This window comes from Pilimelia terevasa (assembly GCF_014647915.1).
GTDB classification, from domain to species: domain Bacteria; phylum Actinomycetota; class Actinomycetes; order Mycobacteriales; family Micromonosporaceae; genus Pilimelia; species Pilimelia terevasa.
Map to the genome: position 1 here is coordinate 96,029 of NZ_BMQC01000007.1, position 20,889 is coordinate 116,917.

The window sequence follows — 20,889 nt, forward strand, 5'->3', positions numbered from 1 at the left end:
TGTCGCCTTGACGATCACCGAAAGTCGCCACGCCCCCACAGCGGTCTCGCTACCGTGCAGGTGACACGCAGGTGACGCGCGGTGCCGCCGCGCCGGGCGCGGACGGGTTGGGGTGATCACGTGGCCAGGACGCCGCAGGTCGACGGCGAGCTCGCGGAGGTCAGGTTCCTCACCGTCGCCGAGGTGGCCACGGTGATGCGCGTGTCGAAGATGACCGTGTACCGGCTGCTGCACGGCGGCGAGCTGGCCGCCGTGCGGGTGGGCCGCTCCTTCCGGGTGCCCGAGCACGCCGTGCACGAGTACCTGCGCGGCGCGTTCTCCGAATCGGCGTGACCGGGGCCGGGTTGGTCGTGGCCCGCGGGGTTCGTTACGCTGAGGCCCGACCGCTGACCGCCATGTCCCCACCGGGTACCCCAGGGACGGCCATGAGCACTCCGGGTGGCCCGCTCCGTGCGGGTCTGTCGCGTGGTGGGTGAACCCCCGCGCCGCGACGTCCGGCGTGCAGGGCCATCCTGACGCCCGGTGCCCGCGGACGCGACGTGTCGCCGGTCCGGTGTCCAGTTTCTGGGGTCGCACCGTGCCGGGCGTCGCGCCCGGTACGCCGACCCGGGTAGGGAAGGCTTTCGTATGGGCTCGGTGGTCAAGAAGCGCCGCAAGCGTATGGCTAAGAAGAAGCACCGCAAGCTGCTGCGCAAGACCCGCGTCCAGCGTCGTCGTCTCGGCAAGTAGCCACGACCGGTCGACCGCTCCACGGTGAGGGAGGTGTCATGCACCCGTCCCACCGTGGCGCGGCGGCCGACCGTGCCCCGCGGGCGGCTCCGGTCGCCCAGGCTGTGGTCGTCACCGGCGTCAGCCGGTACCTGGCGGCCACCGTCGCCGCCCGGCTCGCGGCGGACCCGCGCGTCGGCCGCGTCGTCGGGCTCGACGCCGCCGCCCCGCCGGCCGACGTCGCCCCCCAGCTCGACGGCGTCACCACGGTGGTCGCCGAGCCGCACCGCGCCGCCGACGTCCTCGCCGACCTGCGCGCCGACGTGGTCGTGCACATGGCCGTCACCAGCCGCCCGCCCCGGGCCGACGACGCCGACGACGACGCCAAGGAGCGCAACGTCATCGGCACGATGCAGCTCCTGGCGGCCTGCCAGCGCGCGCCGCTGCTGCGCAAGCTGATCGTCCGGTCCTCCACCGCCGCCTACGGCGCCTCGTTCAAGGACCCGGCGGTCTTCACCGAGGAGACCGCGCCCCGGGCCACCCCGCGCGGCGGCTTCGCCCGCGACATCCTCGACATCGAGGGCTACCTGCGCGGCTTCGCCCGCCGCCGCCCGGACGTGCTGGCCACGGTCCTGCGGTTCGCGCCGATCATCGGCTCGGCGGCCGACACGACACTGACCCGGTACTTCGCCAGCCCGTTCGTGCCGACCGTGCTGGGGCGGGACCCGCGGCTGCAGTTCGTCCACCTCGACGACGTGCGGGAGATCCTGCACGAGGCGGTCGTCGGCGCCCACCCCGGCACGTTCAACGTCGCGGGCGCCGGGGTGCTGACGCTGTCCCAGGCGATCCGGCGGGCGGGCCGGATCCCGGTGCCGGTACCCGAGCAGGGGCTGTCGGCGGCCGCGGCGCTGGCCCGCGGGCTCGACCTCGGCGGGTACGGCTTCGACCAGCTCGACCTGTTCGTGCACGGCCGGGTGGTGGACACCGCCCGGCTCGTGGCCGAGTTCGGCGTCACCCCCCGCACGACCGCCGAGGCGTTCGACGACTTCATCCGCGCCCACCGCGGCGGCACCGTCCTGCCCGCCACCCAGGTCGCCGCCGTGGAGCAGGCGCTGCTGGACGGCATCCGGCGCATCCGCGCCGCCCGCCCGGAGGCCGCCGATGTCGCCGGTTGACCCGCCCCCGGCCACCGACCCGTGGGACCGGCGGGTCGCCGACGCGCTGGCGTTCCTGCGCGGCCGGCTGACCGGCCAGTACGAGGTCGACGAGTTCGGCTTCGACGCGCAGCTCACCGAGCGGGTGTTCCTACCGATGCTGCGGCGGCTGTACCAGGACTGGTTCCGCACCGAGGTGACCGGCCGCGAGTTCCTGCCCGAGAAGGGCGGCGCCCTCGTCGTGGCCAACCACGCGGGGACGGTCGCGCTGGACGGGCTGATGCTGTCGGTGGCCGTCCACGACGCCCACGACCCCGCCCGGCACCTGCGGCTGCTCGGGGCGGACCTGGTGTTCACCACGCCGGTCCTGTCCGAGCTGGCCCGCAAGATGGGCACCACGGTCGCCTGCCACGCCGACGCCGAGCGCCTGCTGCGCACCGGGGAGCTGGTCGGCGTGTTCCCGGAGGGCTTCAAGGGCGTGGGCAAGGGCTACGCCGAGCGGTACCGGCTCCAGCGGTTCGGGCGCGGCGGATTCGTGGCCTCGGCGCTGCGCACCGGGCAGCCGATCCTGCCGGTGGCGATCGTCGGCGCCGAGGAGGCGTACCCGATGCTCGCCGACATCCAGCCCCTGGCCCGGCTGCTCGGCCTGCCGTACTTCCCGGTCACGCCGACCTTCCCGGCGCTGGGGCCGCTGGGCCTGCTGCCGCTGCCCAGCAAGTGGCTGATCGAGTTCTGCCCGCCGATCTCCACGGCCGGCCGGTCGGAGGCCGCCGACGACCCAATGGTGGTGTTCGACCTCGCCGACGAGGTCCGCGAGACGATCCAGTCCACCGTCGACCGACTGCTGGCCCGCCGCCCGGACCCGTTCGGCCCGTGACGGGCCGGCCGCCGCGCCGGCCGGCTCAGGCGAGCGCGCGCAGGTCGAGGGTGTGCCACCGGGTGTTGCCGGTACCGCCGGTGGACCACCACAGCCACCCGTCGCGGCTGTTGACCAGCCCGACACCCTGCGCCACGACCAGCATCCGGCGCCGCGCCAGGTCGTACAGCAGCAGCTCCTGCTGACTGTCGGCCGCCCCCTGCTCACTGGCCCGGGTCAGCACCTCGAACCGGTCCAGCACGGCCACGTCCGTGACCGCCGCGCTGGTCCCGGGCCCGGCGATCTCGCGGCGGCCGCCGCCGTCGGGCCGCATCGCGTCCAGCCGGGACGGGCCGGCGTCGCCGAGGACCTGCACCCGGCACCACTGCGGGCCGCAGGCGACCAGGTCGCTGGTGCCGGCCGGTACCTCGGCGCGCTGGTTGGTGGCCAGGTTGAACCGGGCCGGCTGGCCGTGGTCCTCGGCGGCGCTGACCAGCCACGGCCAGGCCGACTGGGTCCACTGGCCGGGCAGGTCCCGGACCGTGACGGCGCCGCCGGTCAGCGGTACCGACCGCAGTTGCGTCACCGGGGTCGCCCCGGCGCCGACGGCGACCCAGCGCAGCCGGTCCTCGGCGACGACCAGGTCGTACGCGGAGTGGAAGAAGGCCAGCGCCCCCGTGTCGGCGGTCAGCCGGACCGGCTCCCCCGCCCCGCGCGCCGCCGCCGTCCACAGGCTGCTGGACGCCGCGCCGCCGGTGCCGCTGACGGTCTCCGCCCAGATCAGCGTGTCCCCGGCGACGGTCAGGCCGCCGAACAGCGGGTCGGCGCCGACCGGCAGCGCGCGCAGCGTCCGGGCCTGGCCGCCGCGGTGCAGGACGAGGCGCAGGGTGCGGCCGTCGGGGGTCGGCGCGGTGCCCACCGAGGTGTCGGCGTCCAGCAGCAGGGCCGGGTCGTAGGCCGGGCCGTCGGGCAGGTGCGCGGGCAGCGCGCCGGTCCGGGCCGCGGGGTACGCCTCGCCCAGGGGTACCGGGCGGCCGGTGTCGCGCTCCCGCCAGCGCGGGCCGAGCAGCAGCAGGCCGGCGGCGGCGACGGCGAGGGCCAGGACGGCCACGCCCGGCGACCACGAGCGCAGCGGCGACCGGCGGCGCCGCCCGCCGGACTCCGCCGCCGCGGACTCGCGGGCGGCGGCGGCCGCGGCGGCCCGCCCGGCCGACCCCGGCCCTTTGCCGACCGGCCCGCCCGGGTCGTCGTCGGGCGCCGCTCCGCGCGCCCGCGCGATCGCCCGGGCCCGCCCCGCCGCGCCGGGGCCGTGGTCGGTCAACGGGTGGCCGCCCGGCGCCGGAACACCGCCATGCCCGCCGTGACGCCGCCGACGACGGCGCCCGCCGCGAGCGCGGTGGGGATGGCCAGCCGGGCGGCCTTGCGGCCGGTGCGGAAGTCGCGGACCTCCCAGCCGCGGTGCCGGGCCTCCCGGCGCAGGGCGCTGTCGGGGTTGACGGCCACGGCGCGGCCGACCGCGCTGAGCATCGGGATGTCGTTGGCGGAGTCGCTGTAGGCGGTACAGCGGGCCAGGTCCAGCCCCTCGGCGGCGGCGATCCGGGCGATGGCCTCGGCCTTGGCCGGGCCGTGCATGAGGTCGCCGACGAGGCGTCCGGTGTAGACGCCGTCCTCGATCTCCGAGACGGTGCCGATGGCCCCGGTCAGGCCGAGCCGCCGGGCGATCATCCGGCCGATCTCCACCGGCGCCGCGGTGACCAGCCACACCCGCTGCCCGGCGGCGAGGTGGGTCTCGGTCAGCGCGCGGGTACCGGGCCAGATCCGGTCGGCCATCAGCTCGTCGTAGATCTCCTCGCCGATGACCTCCAGTTCGGCGACGCGCCAGCCCTCGATGAACGCGAGCGCCATCTCGCGGGCGCGGTCCATGTGGCCGGCGTTCTCGGTGGCCAGGACGCGGAAGCGGAGCTGCCCCCAGGCGAACCGGGCCAGGTCGCCGGCGGTGAAGTAGCTGCGCGCGGCGAGGCCGCGGGCGAGCCAGTAGATCGAGGCGCCCTGCATGATCGTGTTGTCGACGTCGAAGAACGCCGCCGCGGCGGGGTCGGGCGGCATGGCCGCCGCGTCCGGGTCGACCGGCAGCATCGGGAGCGGGTCCTGCCCCTGTCTGCCCATCCGCGTCCCTCCTCGCCCGCCGCCGCGCCCGGCTCCGCCCGTCCCTGCGAGCGTATCGGCCCGCGCGGGCCGGGGACCGCACGCGGTGCCGGCGCGCCCCGGAGCGCGGCGGGCCGGCACCGCGTGCGCTCCGGTCGCCGGTGGGTGGCACGCGCCGCCGCGGGCGGCGGTTCAGTCGCGGGCGGCCGCGGGGGCGGGGGTGGTGAGCAGGTTGGGCAGCTCCAGCGACGGCGGCGGCAGGGGGAGCCCGCCGTCCTCCGGGGGCGGCGTCGTCTCGTCGGCGGTCGGCTCGGGCGTCGGGCCGCCGCGCGGCTGGGCGGTGGCCTCGTCCGGCGGCGTGGTCCCGCGGGTCCGGCCGTGCGGGGTGGCGCTGCGCTCGGGGGCGGCGGTGGTGGCCCGCGCCGAGGGCGTGGCCGCCACCCCGCACGGCCGCGGCTGCGGCTTGGGGCCGAGGTTGTCGGTACCGGCCAGGTCGGCCCCGCAGCTCAGCGCGTTGTTGAGGCTCTGGGCCCGCTTGGCCACCGAGTCCAGCAGCAGCAGCGACCACAGGGTGCGGCTGCGGTTGTTGACGCTGACCTGGCCGATCAGCCCGCCGAGTGCCATCCGGTGGCTGGTCACGAACGCGTCGATCGCCTGCAGGGGCGCCGGGTTGCGCTCCTTGACCGCCGCCGTGGTCAGCAGCCGCACGCCGTCGCGGACGTCGTTCTCCATGTCGGTGAGGACGCGGTCGTAGCTGGCGACGTTCTGCCGGACGGCCATCGCCTCGTCGACCCGGGTCTTGGCCAGCGCCAGGTGCCGCTCGCCACGCTCGACGTCGGAGGTGGTCAGGCCGATCGCGGCCCGCTCGGTCACCCGCTTGACCGAGTACAGGACGTCGCCGGGCATCGCGCTGTCGCTGGCGGCGGACATGCCGGAGAGCACGACGGCGCCGACGGTGACGCCGACCAGGGCGCTGATCCGGGCCTGGGTCCGGCTCAGGCGGGGCAGGAGGCGCCGCTGGCCGACGGCGACGACCGGCTCGGGGTCCGGCTCCTGCGCGGTGACGCCGATGCCCTGCCGCTCGGCGGTGGCCACCAGCAGGGCGCGCAGCCCCGTGCGGAACTCCTCCTCCGGCCCCGACCGGGCCGTCAGGGCGTCGCCGAGGTGCGCGGTCCGGCGGCTGAGACCGACGAGCGCGGTCAGCTCGTCGTCGGCGGGCGTGCGGGAGCGGCGCCGGCGGCTGACGGGGGGGTCCTCGGTCAGCTCGTGGAACCGTTCGGCCCGCAGCCGGCCGAAGAGTGTCGATCTCACCGCGGGCACCTGCTTTCGTCGAAAGCTGCGGTGGCGGCGGGTCGGCCGCTGTGCAGTCCGGGAGTGGCGAGGAGTGTCGGTACTCCGGTCAACGGGCGGCGGACGTCGATGGTTACGGCTTTCGGGGTACGGGAGTCCGGTTCGGAGGGTGCGGCGGCGAGGGGGGTAGGGATCACGGTCGGAAACCGTCCGGGAGTAGTCGGTTCAGGGCGCGGACAGCACGGTACTGGAGAGCCTTGATCGCGCCCTCGTTCTTGCCCATCGCCCGGGCGGTCTCGGCCACCGAGAAGCCCTGGAGGAACCGCAGGACGATGCACTCCTGCTGCTCGGGGTTGAGCTGCTTGACGGCGGTGAGCAGGGCGACGTTGGTGATGTGGTCGACGACGGCGGCCTCGGGGCTGCCCTCGGGGCCGTACTCCGGCTTGTCGGCGTCCATGACGTCGCCGGTGGTGACCTCCAGCCGGTACCGGCCGGACTTGAAGTGGTCGGCGACCAGGTTGCGGGCGATCGTCACCAGCCAGGCGCCCAGGTCGCGCCCCTGCCAGGTGAAAGAGCTGATCCGCTTCAGCGCCCGCAGGAACGTGTCCGAGGTGAGGTCCTCGGCGAGCTGGCGGTTACCGACCCGGAAGTAGATGAACCGGAACACCGTGTCCACGTACCGGTCGTAGATCAGCCCGAACGCCTCGGCCTCGCCGGCCTGCGCCCGCTCGACCAGCGCCCACACCTCGGCGGCCGGGTCGCCGCGCTCCGGCCGGCTCGGCGGCGGGGGCGGCGCGGCCGGGGGCGGCGGCCCCTCGGCGGTCTGCTCGGCGACGCGGGCGGTGCCGACGGCCGGGGCGGGCTCGGCCGGCTGCTCGGCCGGTCCGGGCTGCTGGGGCATCGGCGGGCGGGCCGGGCTGGGCACGCGCGCCCCGAGCGGCTTGGCGCTGTTGCTCGCGCCGGGCCGGGTGTGCGGGTCGGTGTGCGGCCGGTTGCGGGTCCGCTTGACGCTGTCGCCGCCGCGCACGGCGACACTGAGGCTCACCATGTCGTGCAGGGCCGCGCCGAGCATGGAGAGCCCGTCGGCCAACGCCTGCCGGGCCGGGGTGCCGGGGCGGAGTCCACCGGTGTGGGCGTACCCGGTCATGCATTCACCTCGCTGATCCGCTGGGTGGGTGTCCGCCGCTGCGGTGGGCGGTGCGACGCCGCCCGGCGAATGGCGATGGGTGGGTCGTTCGCGTCCGCACACCGCGGGGCGCGGTGGGTGGGGGGCGCGAAAACGGGCACAGCGGCCTCCTCAGGATGAGGGGTGGCGACTCGATACGAAAACGGACGAGTCAGCCTGAACCCGATGATAGGTCACTGTCCCCGGGTGTGCTGATTCTCTTTCTGGGAGTGGAATTCTTCCCTTGATCCCGCAAATGAAGTCGCACAGATTGTCCGTCCCGTGTGTCGCCACGCGGCGGCGCGCGGAACTTTCGGGGTACACACGGTGCTGGTGTCCTGTGCCACACTTTGTGGCCGTGGAGGAGTCCCGCGAACCATTGCGCCGCCATCCTGCCTCGCCGTCCGAGAGTCCCCGTGCCGTGCCGGATCATCGAGATTTAGCCGAATATGTACGCACAGCGGCGGCCCATTCGCCGGGCCGGCCGGCCTTCCGCACCGCGAGCCGGCTTCTCACCTGGGGGGCGCTGGACGCGCGGGTCGAGGCGCTGGCCAGCGAGTTCGCCGCCCTGCGGCCGGCGGCGCCGGCGGCCGGGGGCGGCGGCTGCCCGCCCCGGCTCGTCCTCGCCCTCGCCGACGGGCTCGACTTCGCCGCCGCCTACTTCGGCTGCCTGCGCGCCGGCCTGGTGGCCGTGCCGGTCGACCCCCGCGCCCCGGCCGGCTGGCGGGCGCACGTCCTCGCCGACAGCGGCGCCGCGGCCGTGCTCGACGCCGACGGGATCCGGCACACGTCACCCGTACCGGGGTCCTCCCCAGGCGGGGCCGAGGCGCCCGCCCTGCTGCTGTACCCCCCGTCGGGGTCGGCCGTGATGCTGCCGCACCGCGCGCTGCTCGCCCACCACGCCCAGCTCTCGCAGGTGGAGCCGCCGCTGGTCCGCGGGGACGACACGGTCCTCGTCGCCGCCCCGCTGCACCAGGTGTACGGGCTCAACTGCGGCGTCGGCGCCGTCGCCTACCACGGGGCGTGCGGCGTGCTGGCCGACCACACCGACCCGGCCGGCGTCCGGGAGCTGGTCGCCGCCCACCACGTGACGACCGTGCTCGGGGTCCCGTCGCTGTACGCCGGCTGGGCCGGGCTGCCCGGGGTGGACGCCGACCTGGAGACCGTCCGGGTGGCCGCCTGCGGGCCGGTCCCGCCGGAGCCGGGCGTGGCGGCGCGGTTCACCGCCCGCACCGGCCAGCCGATCTTCTCCGGGTACGGCCTGGCCGAGGCCGGCCCGGTGGTCACCACCACGCTGGTCGACGCCGGGCGCCGCGCCGCCGCCGCGGACGGCGGCGTGCGGATCGGCTCCCCGCTGCCGGGCGTCCGGGTGGGGCTGCGCGCCCCCGACGGCCGGCTGGTGCCCGTCGCCCCGCACGCCGACGCCGCCCCGGCGCGCGGCGAGCTGGCCGTCAGCGGACCCAACCTGTTCACCGGCTACTGGCCCGACAGCCGCGGCGGCCCGGACCGGGACGGCTGGTGGGCCACCGGCGACCGCGCGTACGCCGACGTCAACGGGGTCCTCTACCTTGAGGGGCGCGGCGGCCCCGGACCGCGGGCCGCGGAGGGGGAGTGACGTGGGCGAGCCGCGGCTGACGCTGATCACCCGGGCCGGCTGCCACCTGTGCGACGAGGCGAAGGCGACCCTGGCCCGGGTCGCCGCCGACACCGCCGCCGGCTGGTGGGAGGTCGACGTGGCCGCCGACATCGAGCTGGAGCGCGAGTACGGCGACCGCGTCCCGGTCCTGCTCCTCGACGGCCGCGAGCACGGCTACTGGCGGGTGGAGGAGGAGCGCCTGCGGCGCGACCTGGCGGCCCCCCGGTGAGCCGCCCGCACCTGGTCTGGGACTGGAACGGCACGCTGCTCGACGACCTGGCGCTGGTGATCTCGGCCACGAACGCCGCGTTCACCAGCGCGGGCGCCGGGGCCGTGGACCCCGACACCCACCGCCGCCGGTTCCGCCGCCCGATCGTCGACTACTACGGCGAGGTGCTCGGCCGGGAGCTGAGCGCCGCGGAGTTCGCCGGGCTCGACGCGGTGTTCCACGAGGCGTACCGGCGCGGGCTGGTGGACGTGCGCCTGGCGGCCGACGCCGAGGCCGCGATGCGCGCCTGGCCCGGCGGGCAGTCGCTGCTGTCCATGTGGTTCCACGACGAGCTGGTGCCCGCGGTCCGGGGGTACGGGCTGGACGGCCTGCTGCGGCGGGTCGACGGGCTGCGGCACGAGGTCGGCGGCGGCTCCAAGCACGCCCACCTGGTCGCCCACCTGGCCGCGCTGGAGTTGCCCGGGTCACAGGTGGTCCTCATCGGCGACACCGTCGACGACGCCGAGGCCGCCGCCGCGGTCGGCGCGGCGTGCGTCCTGTACACCGGCGGCCTCACCGATCCGGACCAGCTCCGGGGGGCCGGCGTCCCCGTCGCGGACACCCTGCTGGCGGCCGTGGAGCTGGCCCGCGCGACGGGCTGAGCGAGCCCGACACCCGTCCCGACCTGCCAAGATCGCGATTTGTGCGTGCGTTCACAAGCGCCTACGCTGTGCTCGTCAGACCGTGGCGCCCGGGGTCCCTCCCGTGTCGCCGCGCCGCCTGACCAGCATCGGGAGACCCGCCCCGCGGGCCGGCCCGCAGACCAGCCGCGGGCCGCCGCACGTGTCGGCGCCACCGCGTTTCAGCGTCGGAGTCAGATGAGCCAGGCAACTTCCGGGGTCGGGTCGGGGACGGGTGCCGCCGCCGGCGCCACCACCCCGTCGGACTTCCCGGACCTGCCCGAGGCCACCGTCGCCCGCCTGCCCGAGTACCTGCGGGCGCTGCACCAGCTCGCCGACACCGGCCACGACACCGTCTCCAGCGAGGCCCTGGCCGCGGCCGCCGGGGTCAACTCGGCCAAGCTGCGCAAGGACCTGTCCCACCTGGGCTCGTACGGCACCCGCGGCGTCGGCTACGAGATCAGCCTGCTGATCGCCCAGATCGAGCACGTCCTCGGGCTCACCCAGCGGCGCGGCGTCGCGCTCGTGGGCGTCGGCAACCTCGGCCACGCGCTGGCCGGGTACGCGGGCTTCGGCAGCCGCGGCTTCCGGGTGGTCGCGCTGTTCGACGCCGACCCCCGGCTCGTCGGCAAGACGATCAACGGCCTCGTCGTCCGGCACGTCGACCTGCTGGTCGAGTTCGCCCCCGCCGAGGGCGTGGCGATCGGCGTCATCGCCACGCCGGCCTCGGCCGCGCAGGCCGTCGCCGACATGCTGGTCGCCGCGGGGGTGACCAGCATCCTGAACTTCGCCCCCTGCGTGCTCGCCGTGCCGGATGGTGTGGACGTGCGTAAGGTCGATCTCGCCATCGAACTCCAGATCCTCTCCTTCCACGAGCACCGCAAGTCGGCCGCGGGCGGCGCGGTCGCGGTCGGTGCCGGAGCGGAGGCACTGCCCCGATGAACCTGCTCGTGGTCGGACTGTCCTTCCGCACCGCGCCGGTCGCGCTGCTGGAGCGGCTCGCCGTACCCGCGGACGAGACGGCCGGCGTGCTGCACCTGCTCGTCGGCCAGCCGTACGTCGGCGAGGCCGTCCTCGTCTCGACCTGCAACCGCGTCGAGGTGTACGCGGCCGTCTCCGGCTTCCACGGCGGCCTGGACGACATCTGCGCGGTACTCGCCGCCCGGGCCGAGGTGGCGCCGGCCACGCTCGCGCCCCACCTGTACGTGCACTACGCCGACGCCGCCGTCCGGCACGCGTTCCGGGTCGCCTGCGGCCTGGACTCGATGGTCGTCGGCGAGGCGCAGATCCTCGGCCAGCTCCGGACCTCGTACGACGCCGCCGCGGCCTGCGACGCCACCGGCCGCCTGCTGCACGAGCTCATGCAGCAGGCGCTGCGGGTGGGCAAGCGGGCGCACTCGGAGACCGGCATCGACCGGGCCGGCCAGAGCGTCGTCAGCGCCGCGCTGGAGGTCGCCGCCGCCACCCTCGCCGACCCGGCCCGCCCGGCGCCGCCGCAGGACGCCGCGGCCGGGCCGGCCGGGGTGGTCGGGCTGGCCGGTCGCCCGGCGCTGGTCGTGGGTGCCGGCGCGATGGGGGCGCTGGCCGTGGCCACGCTCAGCCGGGTCGGCGCCGACCCGATCCGCGTCGCCAACCGCGGCGAGGCGCGGGCCGCCCGCCTGGCGGAGTCCTACGCCGCGCACGTCCTGCCGTACGCGGGGGTGGGCGCCGCGCTGCGCGAGGTGGACATCGTCGTGACCGCCACCGCCGCCGCCGAGCCGGTCCTGGACGCGCCGGCCGTCGCCGCCGCCGTGGCCGCCCGCCCGGCCGGCGCGGCGCCCCTGGTGCTGCTCGACCTGGCCGTCCCCCGCGACGTGGACCCGGCCGTCGCGGCGCTGCCCGGCGTCCGCCTGGTCGACATCGAGTCGCTCAGCCACCAGCTCCGCGGCGGGCCGGCCGCGGCCGACGCCGCCGCGGTCGACGAGATCGTCGCGGCCGAGGTGGAGTCCTTCCTGAGCTGGCTGCGCGGCGCGGACGTGGCGCCGACCGTGGCGGCCCTGCGCGCCCGCGCCGACGACGTGGTCAGCGCCGAGCTGGCCCGGCTGGGCCAGCGCCGCCCCGAACTCGACGAGGCGCAGCGGGCCGAGGTCGCGCACGCCCTGCACCGCGTCGTCCAGCGGCTGCTGCACTCCCCGACGGTCCGGGTGCGGCAGCTCGCCGCCGCGCCGGGCGGCGACCAGTACGCCTCGCTCCTGCGCGAACTCTTCGACCTGGACGTGCCGCACACCACCTCCGCGGGCTCCGTCCCCTCCCTGGAAGGTGGTGACCGATGAGCGCACCCCTGCGGCTGGGCACCCGCGGCAGCGCCCTGGCCCGCGCCCAGTCCACCCACGTCGCCGACGCGCTGCGCGCCCGGACCGGCCGGCCGGTCGAGCTGGTCGAGATCGCTACGACCGGCGACCGGACCGACCGCCCCGTCAGCGAGCTGGGCGTCGGCGTGTGGGTGTCGGCGCTGCGCGAGGCACTGCTCGCCAAGGAGATCGACTTCGCCGTCCACTCCTACAAGGACCTGCCCAGCGCGCCCGCCGACGGCCTGGTCGTGGCGGCGGTACCGCCGCGGCAGGACCCGCGCGACGCCCTGGTGGCCCGCGACGGCCTGCCGCTGTCGGCCCTGCCGCCGGGCGCCCGCATCGGCACCGGCGCCGTCCGGCGGATCGCCCAGCTCCACGCCCTCGGCCACCAGCTCGACGTGCGCCCGATCCGCGGCAATGTGGACACCCGGCTGCGCAAGGTCGCCGACGGCGAGCTGGACGGCGTCGTCCTCGCCCGCGCCGGCCTGGCCCGGCTGGGCCGTGCCGGCGAGATCACCGAGTCGTTGGATCCCATGCTGATGCTGCCGGCCCCCGCCCAGGGCGCGCTGGCGGTGGAGTGCCGCGACGGCGCCGTCACCGACGACGACGCCGCGCTCAGCGAACTGCTGCGCGGCCTCGACGACCTCGACACCCGGCTCTGCGTCGCCGCCGAGCGCGCGCTGCTGGCCACCCTGGAGGCGGGGTGCAGCATGCCGATCGCGGCGCTCGCCGTCCTGGCGGAGGACGAGGACGGCAGCCTGGAGCTGTACCTGCGCGGTGCGGTGATCAGCCCGGACGGTGCTCAGGCCATCCGGCTGTCCCGCAGCGCGACCCTGCCCGCCACCGACCCTGAGCCCGCGGCCGCCGACATCGGCCGTGACCTGGCCGCCGACCTGCGTGAAGCCGGGGCCGACGACCTTCTCGCGCCGCCCCGCGGCGGCGCGGGAGCTGACGATGTTGCTGGGAGAGCACGATGAGTCGCAGCCGTAAGCCCACTGGGCGGATCTCCTTCGTCGGGGCCGGACCCGGCGACCCGGGGCTGCTGACCCGGCGGGCGCATGACGCGCTCGTGGGGGCCGGCCAGGTGGTCTACGACCGTTCCCTGCCCGCCGCGCTGCTGGACGCGCTGCGGGCCGACGCCGCCGCGGCCGTGGCCGACGGCAGCCGGAGCGAGGAGCCGCAGTTCAGCGTCGCCGAGGGCGGCCCCGGCGACATCGCCAAGGTGCTGCTGTCCGCGGCGAAGGCGGGACAGCCGGCGGTGCACCTGGTCGCCGGCGACCCGTTCGGGCACGACTCGGTGGTGCGCGAGGTCCAGGCGGTCACCCGGACGGCGGTGCCGTTCGAGGTCATCCCCGGCGTGGGGCAGGCGGCCGGCGTCGCCACCTACGCGGGCGTGCCGCTGAGCGGCGTGCGGACCGCCGCCGACGTCGAGGACGTCCAGGCGCTCGACTTCGCCGCGCTGACCACGGCCGCCGCCCGCGGCCCGGTCGCCCTGGCCGTGGACGCCGCGGACATCGCGGCCGTCCAGGACGGCCTGCGCGCGGCCGGCGTCCCCGCCGACCTGCCGGTCGCGGTGACCGGCGACGGCACGGGCGAGACGCAGTACACCACCGGCGCGACGCTGGACAGCGTCGTGAACTCGGCGCTGGGCTTCACCGGCCGGGTCGTGCTGACCGTCGGCCGGGCCGTCGCCGACCGGGACGCGCTCGGCTGGTGGGAGTCGCGCCCGCTGTACGGCTGGAAGGTGCTGGTCCCGCGGACCAAGGAGCAGGCCGGCGCGATGAGCGCGCTGCTGCGCGGGTACGGGGCCATCGCGTGCGAGGTGCCGACGATCGCCGTCGAGCCGCCGCGCACCCCCGCGCAGATGGAGCGGGCGATCAAGGGACTGGTCGACGGCCGGTACGCCTGGGTCGTCTTCACCTCGGTCAACGCGGTCCGCGCGGTCTGGGAGAAGTTCGCCGAGCACGGCCTGGACGCCCGGCACTTCGGCGGCGTCAAGATCGCCTGTATCGGGCCGGCGACGGCCGACGCGGTGCGCGCCTTCGGCATCCAGCCCGAGCTGGTACCGGCCGGCGAGCAGTCCAGCGAGGGCCTGCTGGCCGAGTTCTCCCCGCACGACGAGGTCCTCGACCCGGTCGGCCGGGTGCTGCTGCCGCGCGCCGACATCGCCACCGAGACGCTGGCCGCCGGCCTGACCGAGCGCGGCTGGGAGGTCGACGACGTGACGGCCTACCGGACCGTCCGGGCGGCGCCGCCGCCCGCGGACATCCGCGACGCGATCAAGTCGGGCGGGTTCGACGCGGTGCTGTTCACCTCGTCCTCCACCGTGCGCAACCTGGTCGGCATCGCCGGCAAGCCGCACGCCCGCACGGTCGTGTCGGTGATCGGCCCCAAGACCGCCGAGACGGCCACCGAGTTCGGCCTGCGGGTCGACGTGCGCCCGGAGCACGCGAGCGTCGCCGACCAGGTGGAGGCGCTGGCGGCCTACGCGGTGGAGCTGCGGGAGAAGCTGGCCACGATGCCGCCCAAGCAGCGCCGCGGCGCCAAGGTCCAGGGTCCGACCGCGCTGCGCTACCGGGCCTGAGGACATGCCGGCGAACGGGGGAGCCGACGGTGGCGGCGCGGGCCGGGGGAGCTTCCCCGCGGTCCGGCCGCGGCGACTGCGTCGGACGGCGGCCCTGCGCCGCCTGGTGGCCGAGGTCCGGGTGGACCCGGCGCAGCTCGTGCTGCCGCTGTTCGTCCGCGAGGGCCTGGCCGCGCCGCGGCCGGTGGAGTCCCTGCCGGGCGTCCTCCAGCACACCCGGGACTCGGTGCGCAAGGCCGCCGCCGAGGCCGCGGCGGCGGGGCTGGGCGGCGTGATGCTGTACGGCGTACCGGAGCGCCGCGACCCCGCGGGCTCGGCCGGCGCGGACCCCGACGGCGTGCTCAACGTCGCCATCGCCGACGTGCGGGCGGAGGTCGGCGACGACCTCGTGGTCATGTCCGACCTGTGCCTGGACGAGTTCACCTCGCACGGCCACTGCGGCCTGCTCGCCCCCGGCGGCGACGTCGACAACGACGCCACCCTCGGCGCGTACGCCGCGATGGCCCGCGCCCAGGCCGCCGCCGGGGCGGACCTGCTCGGCGCCTCCGGCATGATGGACGGCCAGGTCGGGGCGGTCCGGGCGGCCCTGGACGCCGCCGGCCACGCCGACACCGGCGTGCTCGCCTACGCCTGCAAGTACGCCTCGGCCTTCTACGGGCCGTTCCGCGACGCGGTCGAGTCCACGCTCGTCGGCGACCGCCGCACGTACCAGCAGGATCCGGCCAACGCGGTCGAGTCGCTGCGCGAGGTGCGGCTCGACGTCGCCGAGGGCGCCGACATCGTCATGGTGAAGCCGGCGCTGCCGTACCTGGACGTGCTGGCCGCGGTCCGCGCCGAGGTCGCCGTACCGGTGGCCGCCTACCAGGTCTCCGGCGAGTACGCGATGGTCGAGGCCGCCGCCGCCCGCGGCTGGATCGACCGCGACGCCGCGATCGTGGAGTCCCTGACCTCGATCGCCCGCGCGGGCGCCGACATCCTGCTCACCTACTGGGCGCTGCCGGCGGCGCACCTGCTGCGCCGCTGAGCCGGCCGCCCGGCCGGCGCCTCACCGGGCCAGGCGGGCGACCAGCGCGGGCACCTCCGCCTCGTACTCCAGCCACGGCCGGTCGGTGCGGAAGCCCATGTCCGCGTTGATGTTGATCAGGTGCCGGTCCTGCGGGTCGTTCCAGGTCTGCACCTCGCGCACCCGCGGGGCGGCCGCCCGCAGCTCGAACAGCATCCGCGCCTTCATGGCCCGGTCGATGCCGTAGCCGCGGTGGTCGGGGACGACGACCGTGTCGTACTGGTCGGCGCGGCTCGGCCGCTGGGCGGGCACCACCACCTCGGTCAGCCCGGCGACCTCGTCGCTGCGCTCGTGGACCGCGACGATCACGTGCGGCGACATGCCCCGGCGCTCCAGGCAGGCGAGGCTCTCGGTCAGCCGCTGCGGGTCGTACGAGCCGGGCCGCAGCTCCAGGTCGCCGTCGCCGCCCGCGTTGCGCATCTCGGCCTTGGCCAGCGTGTAGGAGGCCAGCAGCTCGGCCGGCGGGCCGCCGCGGTGGTACGCCAGCCGGTACCCCGAGCCGATCCCGCGGGCCATCTCGCCCAGGGCCAGCCAGTCGACGCTGCCCAGGTCCAGGACGCTGCGCACCTCGGCGTACGCCTGCCGGAAGCCCAGCCCCCCGTAGAAGGCCACGCCCGGCGTGTCGCCGGGCACCTCCACCCCGACGGAGGTGTACCCCTGCGCGTGCGCCCAGCGCACCGCCCGGCCGAGCAGCCGCCGGCCCAGCCCGCGGCGGCGGTCCGCCGGGTGGACGAGCAACTCCACGACGCCGGTGTCACCCATCAGGAGCATGTTCACGTGGCCGCACAGCCGGCCGTCGCCGTCGTGCGCCGTCCACGCCTGGCGGCGCTGGCCGGGTACGAGTTCGGTGATGCACTCGCGGAACCGGTCGTTGCGCCACAGTGGATCACCGGGCTGGTCCGCGGCGAGGGCGGCGTTGAGCATCGCCAGCAGGGCTTCCACCTCGGCATCCGGCGCGGTACGGGCGTCCCACTCGCGAAACAGCACGCGTACAGCTTGCCCCGTGCCGACTTCCGACGGAAGCGCCGGACCGACCCCGGCGCGCATCGTCCTAGCTGCGGCTGAGCACGCCGTAGTCGTTCGCGTGTCGGTACACGTCCTGGGCGTACCTTCCGACGTTGTTGTAGCTGAGGATGGCCTGCCACCACTGGGTGATGTCACCGAGGTCCCGTCCGTTGGCGCACAGGTACTGGCCCGCGCTCACCGCCGCGTCGTCGATGTCGCTGGGGTCCGTCGCGCCGTCGCCGTCGGCGTCGACGCCGTGCTTGCGCCAGGTCCCCGGGATGAACTGCATCGGCCCGACCGCCCGGTCCCAGACGCGGTCGCCGTCGATGACGCCGCGGTCGGTGTCGGGGATGCGGGCGTTGCCCTTCGTCCCGTCCAGCGGGGCACCGTAGATGGTCGGCAGCGCCTTGCCGTTGCGGTCCAGCGTCGCCTGGTGGGAGCCGTGCCGGGACTCCACCTGGCCGATCGCCGCCAGGGTGGTCCAGCTCAGATGGCAGGCGGGCCGGTCGCGGGCGACGGCGAGTTCGGCGTACCCGTAGGCCTCCAGCGCCGTGGGCGGGACCTTCACCCGGGCGGTCAGGCCGGCGGCCCACCCGCGCAGCGCGTCGGCGGGCCGGCCGGTGCCGGGCGCCCCGCCGCCCGGGGCGCCGCCGGTGAGCTGGCCGGCGGTCGGGGTGCCGGCCCCGGCGGTCGGCACCGGCAGGCCGCCGGACAGGCTGGGTGTCGGGTCCGGCGGCAGCGGGGCCGACGCCGCCGTGCGGTGCAGGGCGGGCAGCAGCCCGCCGGTGACGACGGCGGCGCTCATCAGGGTGACCATCACCAGGTACGGCGCCGCGAGCCGGACCCCCGGGTGGCGGATCCAGCCGCCGAGCGTGCGGTGCGGCGGCGGGAGGGCGGCGTCGCGGTGCCGGCCCGCGTCGGCGCCCGGCGTACCGGGGCGCAGGGCCGGGCGCCCGGGGCTGACGGTGGGCGCGGCGGCGCGCAGGCGGGGGGTGTCGCGCTCCGGGTCCGGTCCGCTGGTCGGGCTCACCCGTCCAGTATCGCGCAGGTGGCCGACGCGGTCCGCCCGGACTCCCGATCGCCGGCTGGCGGGACCCCACTAGGCTCGGTCCAACTCGGAGAACCCGTCCGGCCCGACCCGCCGGGGCGCCGCGGACCGCACTGCGCGTGTGGTGCGCTGTCAGGGTCCGGCGCTACCGTCACAGGCGCCGGCCGGGTATCGCGTGACGGTCGGTCTACGCAGGGTCAGCGACCGGATCAGCCGGTGTGCCGCGATGGCGACATGTGATCTGCTGACGGGGTGACGAGCGGGGCGGAGGTCCACCGGGTGCCGGCACAGGGGCAGGGGGTGTTGCCCGGCGGCCCCGCCGTGCCCAGTGGACAGGTCACCTTCGTCTTCACCGACATCGAGGGCTCCACCCGCCTCGCGCACCTGCTCGGCAACCGGTACCAGGCCCTGCTCGTGGCCCACCGGCGCCTCCTGCGCGCCCACCTGACCCGGCACGGCGTCGAGCTGTTCACCGAGGGCGACTCGCTGTTCCTGGCCTTCACCGACGCGCGCGCCGCGGTCGCCGGCTGCCTCGCCGCGCAGCGGGCACTCGCCGCGGCCGCCTGGCCGCCCGGCGCGCGGCCGCGGGTGCGGATGGGGCTGCACACCGGCTACGCGGAGCCCACGGCCGGCGAGTACGCCAGCCCGGAGGTCCACCGGGCCGCGCGCGTGGCCTCGGCGGCCCACGGCGGCCAGATCCTGTGCTCGGCGGCCACCGTCCGCGAGGCCGGCGGGCTGCCGCCGACCGTGGACGTGCGCGACCTGGGCCTGCACCGGCTGCGCGGGTTCGACGGGCGGACCCGGCTGCTCCAGCTCAGCGGCGACGGCGTGGCGCACGAGTTCCCCCGGCCGCGGACCTCCGGCGTCGTCCGGCACAACCTCCCGGCGGCGGTGACACCGTTCGTGGGCCGGGAGCGGGACCGGGTGGAGCTGCGCGACCTGCTCGGCGCGCACCGGCTGGTCACCGTCGTCGGCGCGCCCGGGGTGGGCAAGACGCGGCTGGCGGTCCGGGTGGCGCAGGCGCAGACGGAGCGGTTCGCCGACGGCGTCTGGTACGTGGACCTCGCCGCGCTGGGCCCGGCCCGGGTGGCCGACGCAGTGGCCGCGGGGCTGGGCGTGCGCTGGGACGCGGACATGGGGCCGCCCGCGGCGGCGGTCGAGCTGGCCGGGGCGCACGACGTCCTGCTGGTCCTCGACAACAGCGAGGTGGCGCCGACCGAGACCGCGCAGGTGGCCCAGCGGATCCTGGCCGGCTGCGGGGGCGTCCGGCTGCTCGTGGTCGGCCGCCGCCCGCTCGGCGTGCCGGGGGAGTGCGTGTGGCGGGCGGCCCCGCTGAAGTGCGACCCGGGACCGGGCGGCGAGGTCAGCGAGGCGGCGGCGCTGCTGCTGCGCCGGGCGGAGGCCGCCCGCGGCGGGCAGCCGGTGGCGCCCGCCGACCTGCCGGTGCTCCAGGAGGTGGCGGCGCGGCTGGAGGGCCTGCCGCTGGCGCTCGAACTGGCCGCGGCGCGGCTGCGCTGCGTCCCGGTGCCGGACCTGCCGGCCGAGCTGCCGACGCTGCTCGCGGCGGCGCCGGGGGAGGCCGGCGCCCGGTCCGCGGCCGCGGACCGGGCGGCCAGTCTGGCCGCGAGCGTCGAGTGGTCGTACCAGCTCCTCGCCCCGCGCGCCGCGCGGCTGCTGCGCACCCTGTCGGTGTTCGCCGGCCCGGTGACCGCCGCCGCGATCCGGTGGGTCGTCCAGGACGACCCGTCGGCGGACCTGGCGGCGCTGGTGGACGCGTCGCTCGTGGAGACGCTGCCGGACGCGGGCGGGGTGCGGTACCGGCTGCTCGGCCCGGTCCGGGCGTACGCCGGCCGGCGGCTCGCGGCACTCGGCGAGGTGGCGCTGGCCCGCGGCCGGCACGCGCGCTGGGTCGCCCGGGAGCTGGCCCGGCTGCACGTCGCCGCCGACGGCCGCCCGGCGACCTGGGCGCTGTCGGAGATCGACCCGCTGCGCGCCGAGGTGGAGGACGCGCTGGCCTGGACGGTCACCGCCGGTGACCCGTGGCAGGGCCTGCACCTGGTGCGTGCCCTGGGCTCGTGGTGGATCGAGCGCGGCGCCACGGCGGCGGCGCGCGCCTGGCTGGGTCGGCTGTACGGCCGGCTCGGCGGCCCGGACCGCCTCACCGGCGCCGTGCCCGCCAGCCGGGCGCCGCTGGTGACCGAACTGTTCCTGCTGCACAGCCGCTTCGCGGCGGCCAGCGCCGACCTGCCGGTCCAGGCGGTCTTCGCGGCCCGGGCGCGGCGCGTGGCGGCCGTGGTGGACGACCCGGCGCTGAGCCTGCGGGTGGACGCGCGGGCGCCGCTGGACGGCTCCGAGGAGGGGCTGCGCGCGCTGCTGGCCCGCGCGGCGGCGCTGCGGCTGTCCGGTCACGTGCTGGCCGCGGTGTCCGCCCTCGCCCGCCTGCTCTGGCGCCGCGGCGCGTGGGGCGAGCTGACGGCGCTGCTGCACGAGGCCCGGCCGGTCGAGGCGTCCCGCCCGGCGTGCCGGGGGCGCCGGTCGGTGGACGCCTGGCTCGGCTTCGTGGCGCTCGCCCGGGACGAGCCGGCCGTCGCGCACCGGCACCTGACGGCCGCGCTGCGCGGGCAGGTGGCGTTCGGGTACGACCTGGCGGCCTGCGACACCGTCGCGGGTCTGGCCGCCTGCCGGGCGGCGGCCGGGGACGTGCTGACGGCGGCGCGGCTGTTCGGGGCGGCCGACGCCAACCGCACCGCGCGGCACGCGCGCGCCGACGAGCTGGCCCTGTTCTTCGCCCAGCGCGAGGAGGGCGTGCGGGCCGGCGGGGACGCGGCGTTCGATGCGGCGTACGCGCACGGGGCCACGTGGAGCCTGGGCGAGGCCGCCGACGTGGCGCTGGCGCTGCCCCGGCCGGAGGTGCCGGACACCCCGCGGTACCGCCCGTCGCCGGATCCGGCGATGCTGCCCCACCGCTGACGGGTAACTCTGTCCGAAATGCGTGTCTTTATGTGATTCGTATAGTT

18 protein-coding genes and 1 pseudogene are annotated in these 20,889 nt (G+C 76.8%); 13 read left to right on the forward strand and 6 right to left on the reverse strand.

Features of this window, described 5'->3' with window-relative positions; genetic code table 11:
* The first annotated feature begins 120 nt into the window (after positions 1–120).
* From IEY75_RS11645 to IEY75_RS11660, 4 genes and pseudogenes are all read left to right on the forward strand, one after another.
* Positions 121–333 (forward strand): helix-turn-helix domain-containing protein, encoded by a 213-nt coding sequence (locus tag IEY75_RS11645; RefSeq protein WP_189114306.1) that lies wholly within the window; start codon positions 121–123, stop codon positions 331–333.
* Between the two features lie 294 nt (positions 334–627).
* Entirely contained in the window at positions 628–729 is a 102-nt protein-coding gene (locus IEY75_RS11650) for a 30S ribosomal protein bS22 (RefSeq protein ID WP_007465623.1), read from the forward strand.
* Between the two features lie 76 nt (positions 730–805).
* Positions 806–1,883, forward strand: a pseudogene (locus IEY75_RS11655) (NAD-dependent epimerase/dehydratase family protein); the annotation flags it as partial.
* Positions 1,870–2,739: a lysophospholipid acyltransferase family protein gene (locus IEY75_RS11660; RefSeq protein WP_189114307.1), complete on the forward strand. Its 870-nt coding sequence runs from the start codon at positions 1,870–1,872 to the stop codon at positions 2,737–2,739. The pseudogene IEY75_RS11655 and the gene IEY75_RS11660, both read left to right, overlap by 14 nt.
* 25 nt (positions 2,740–2,764) lie before the next feature.
* On the opposite strand, the gene IEY75_RS11665 is transcribed toward IEY75_RS11660, so the two are convergent.
* From IEY75_RS11665 to IEY75_RS11680, 4 genes are all read right to left on the reverse strand, one after another.
* Complete coding sequence (locus tag IEY75_RS11665; RefSeq protein ID WP_189114308.1) at positions 2,765–4,039, reverse strand: hypothetical protein; 1,275 nt, start codon at positions 4,037–4,039, stop codon at positions 2,765–2,767.
* On the reverse strand, positions 4,036–4,884 hold the full coding sequence (locus IEY75_RS11670) for an HAD family hydrolase (protein ID WP_189114309.1): 849 nt from the start codon (positions 4,882–4,884) through the stop codon (positions 4,036–4,038). The genes IEY75_RS11665 and IEY75_RS11670 overlap by 4 nt, the downstream gene beginning before the upstream one ends.
* Positions 4,885–5,055: 171 nt before the next feature.
* On the reverse strand, positions 5,056–6,174 hold the full coding sequence (locus IEY75_RS11675; protein ID WP_189114310.1) for a DUF5667 domain-containing protein: 1,119 nt from the start codon (positions 6,172–6,174) through the stop codon (positions 5,056–5,058).
* Between the two features lie 172 nt (positions 6,175–6,346).
* The gene (locus IEY75_RS11680) at positions 6,347–7,201 is read right to left on the reverse strand and encodes an ECF subfamily RNA polymerase sigma factor, BldN family (protein ID WP_373290264.1); all 855 of its coding nucleotides are present in this window, start codon (positions 7,199–7,201) and stop codon (positions 6,347–6,349) included.
* 538 nt (positions 7,202–7,739) lie between these two features.
* Between IEY75_RS11680 and IEY75_RS11685 the strand changes: the two genes are divergently transcribed.
* The 8 genes from IEY75_RS11685 to hemB all read left to right on the forward strand — a co-directional run bounded on the left by IEY75_RS11685 (position 7,740) and on the right by hemB (position 15,780).
* On the forward strand, positions 7,740–8,933 hold the full coding sequence (locus IEY75_RS11685) for a class I adenylate-forming enzyme family protein (RefSeq protein WP_189114311.1): 1,194 nt from the start codon (positions 7,740–7,742) through the stop codon (positions 8,931–8,933).
* A 1-nt stretch (position 8,934) separates the two neighbouring features.
* Positions 8,935–9,183 carry a glutaredoxin family protein gene (locus tag IEY75_RS11690; RefSeq protein WP_189114312.1) on the forward strand — a complete coding sequence of 83 codons (249 nt, stop codon included), beginning with the start codon at positions 8,935–8,937 and terminating at the stop codon, positions 9,181–9,183.
* The gene (locus IEY75_RS11695) at positions 9,180–9,824 is read left to right on the forward strand and encodes an HAD family hydrolase (RefSeq protein WP_189114313.1); all 645 of its coding nucleotides are present in this window, start codon (positions 9,180–9,182) and stop codon (positions 9,822–9,824) included. The genes IEY75_RS11690 and IEY75_RS11695 overlap by 4 nt, the downstream gene beginning before the upstream one ends.
* Positions 9,825–10,040: 216 nt before the next feature.
* Complete coding sequence (locus IEY75_RS11700) at positions 10,041–10,784, forward strand: redox-sensing transcriptional repressor Rex (protein WP_189114314.1); 744 nt, start codon at positions 10,041–10,043, stop codon at positions 10,782–10,784.
* Positions 10,781–12,154 (forward strand): glutamyl-tRNA reductase, encoded by a 1,374-nt coding sequence (locus tag IEY75_RS11705; protein ID WP_189114315.1) that lies wholly within the window; start codon positions 10,781–10,783, stop codon positions 12,152–12,154. Before IEY75_RS11700 ends, IEY75_RS11705 begins: the two co-directional genes overlap by 4 nt.
* Entirely contained in the window at positions 12,151–13,149 is a 999-nt protein-coding gene (hemC, locus tag IEY75_RS11710) for a hydroxymethylbilane synthase (protein ID WP_189114316.1), read from the forward strand. Before IEY75_RS11705 ends, hemC begins: the two co-directional genes overlap by 4 nt.
* On the forward strand, positions 13,146–14,756 hold the full coding sequence (locus IEY75_RS11715; protein ID WP_189114317.1) for a bifunctional uroporphyrinogen-III C-methyltransferase/uroporphyrinogen-III synthase: 1,611 nt from the start codon (positions 13,146–13,148) through the stop codon (positions 14,754–14,756). The genes hemC and IEY75_RS11715 overlap by 4 nt, the downstream gene beginning before the upstream one ends.
* Positions 14,757–14,760: 4 nt before the next feature.
* Positions 14,761–15,780, forward strand: coding sequence for a porphobilinogen synthase (gene hemB, locus IEY75_RS11720; RefSeq protein ID WP_189114318.1), 1,020 nt, complete (start codon positions 14,761–14,763; stop codon positions 15,778–15,780).
* A 21-nt stretch (positions 15,781–15,801) separates the two neighbouring features.
* Here hemB and IEY75_RS11725 read toward each other — a convergent pair whose 3' ends face one another.
* Positions 15,802–16,803 (reverse strand): GNAT family N-acetyltransferase, encoded by a 1,002-nt coding sequence (locus IEY75_RS11725; protein WP_189114450.1) that lies wholly within the window; start codon positions 16,801–16,803, stop codon positions 15,802–15,804.
* Between the two features lie 67 nt (positions 16,804–16,870).
* Positions 16,871–17,854, reverse strand: a complete 984-nt coding sequence (locus IEY75_RS20875; protein ID WP_189114319.1) for a lytic transglycosylase domain-containing protein — start codon at positions 17,852–17,854, stop codon at positions 16,871–16,873.
* A 270-nt stretch (positions 17,855–18,124) separates the two neighbouring features.
* Between IEY75_RS20875 and IEY75_RS11735 the strand changes: the two genes are divergently transcribed.
* Positions 18,125–20,842, forward strand: coding sequence for an ATP-binding protein (locus IEY75_RS11735; RefSeq protein ID WP_229789579.1), 2,718 nt, complete (start codon positions 18,125–18,127; stop codon positions 20,840–20,842).
* Positions 20,843–20,889: the final 47 nt, after the last annotated feature.

Coding starts and splice junctions, on each gene's coding strand:
- IEY75_RS11650 (WP_007465623.1), top strand. CDS start 628: ATGGGCTCGGTGGTCAAGAAGCGCCGCAAGCGTATGGCTAAGAAGAAG.
- IEY75_RS11660 (WP_189114307.1), top strand. CDS start 1,870: ATGTCGCCGGTTGACCCGCCCCCGGCCACCGACCCGTGGGACCGGCGG.
- IEY75_RS11670 (WP_189114309.1), bottom strand. CDS start 4,884: ATGGGCAGACAGGGGCAGGACCCGCTCCCGATGCTGCCGGTCGACCCG.
- IEY75_RS11680 (WP_373290264.1), bottom strand. CDS start 7,201: ATGGTGAGCCTCAGTGTCGCCGTGCGCGGCGGCGACAGCGTCAAGCGG.
- IEY75_RS11700 (WP_189114314.1), top strand. CDS start 10,041: ATGAGCCAGGCAACTTCCGGGGTCGGGTCGGGGACGGGTGCCGCCGCC.
- IEY75_RS11705 (WP_189114315.1), top strand. CDS start 10,781: ATGAACCTGCTCGTGGTCGGACTGTCCTTCCGCACCGCGCCGGTCGCG.
- hemC (WP_189114316.1), top strand. CDS start 12,151: ATGAGCGCACCCCTGCGGCTGGGCACCCGCGGCAGCGCCCTGGCCCGC.
- IEY75_RS11715 (WP_189114317.1), top strand. CDS start 13,146: ATGAGTCGCAGCCGTAAGCCCACTGGGCGGATCTCCTTCGTCGGGGCC.
- hemB (WP_189114318.1), top strand. CDS start 14,761: ATGCCGGCGAACGGGGGAGCCGACGGTGGCGGCGCGGGCCGGGGGAGC.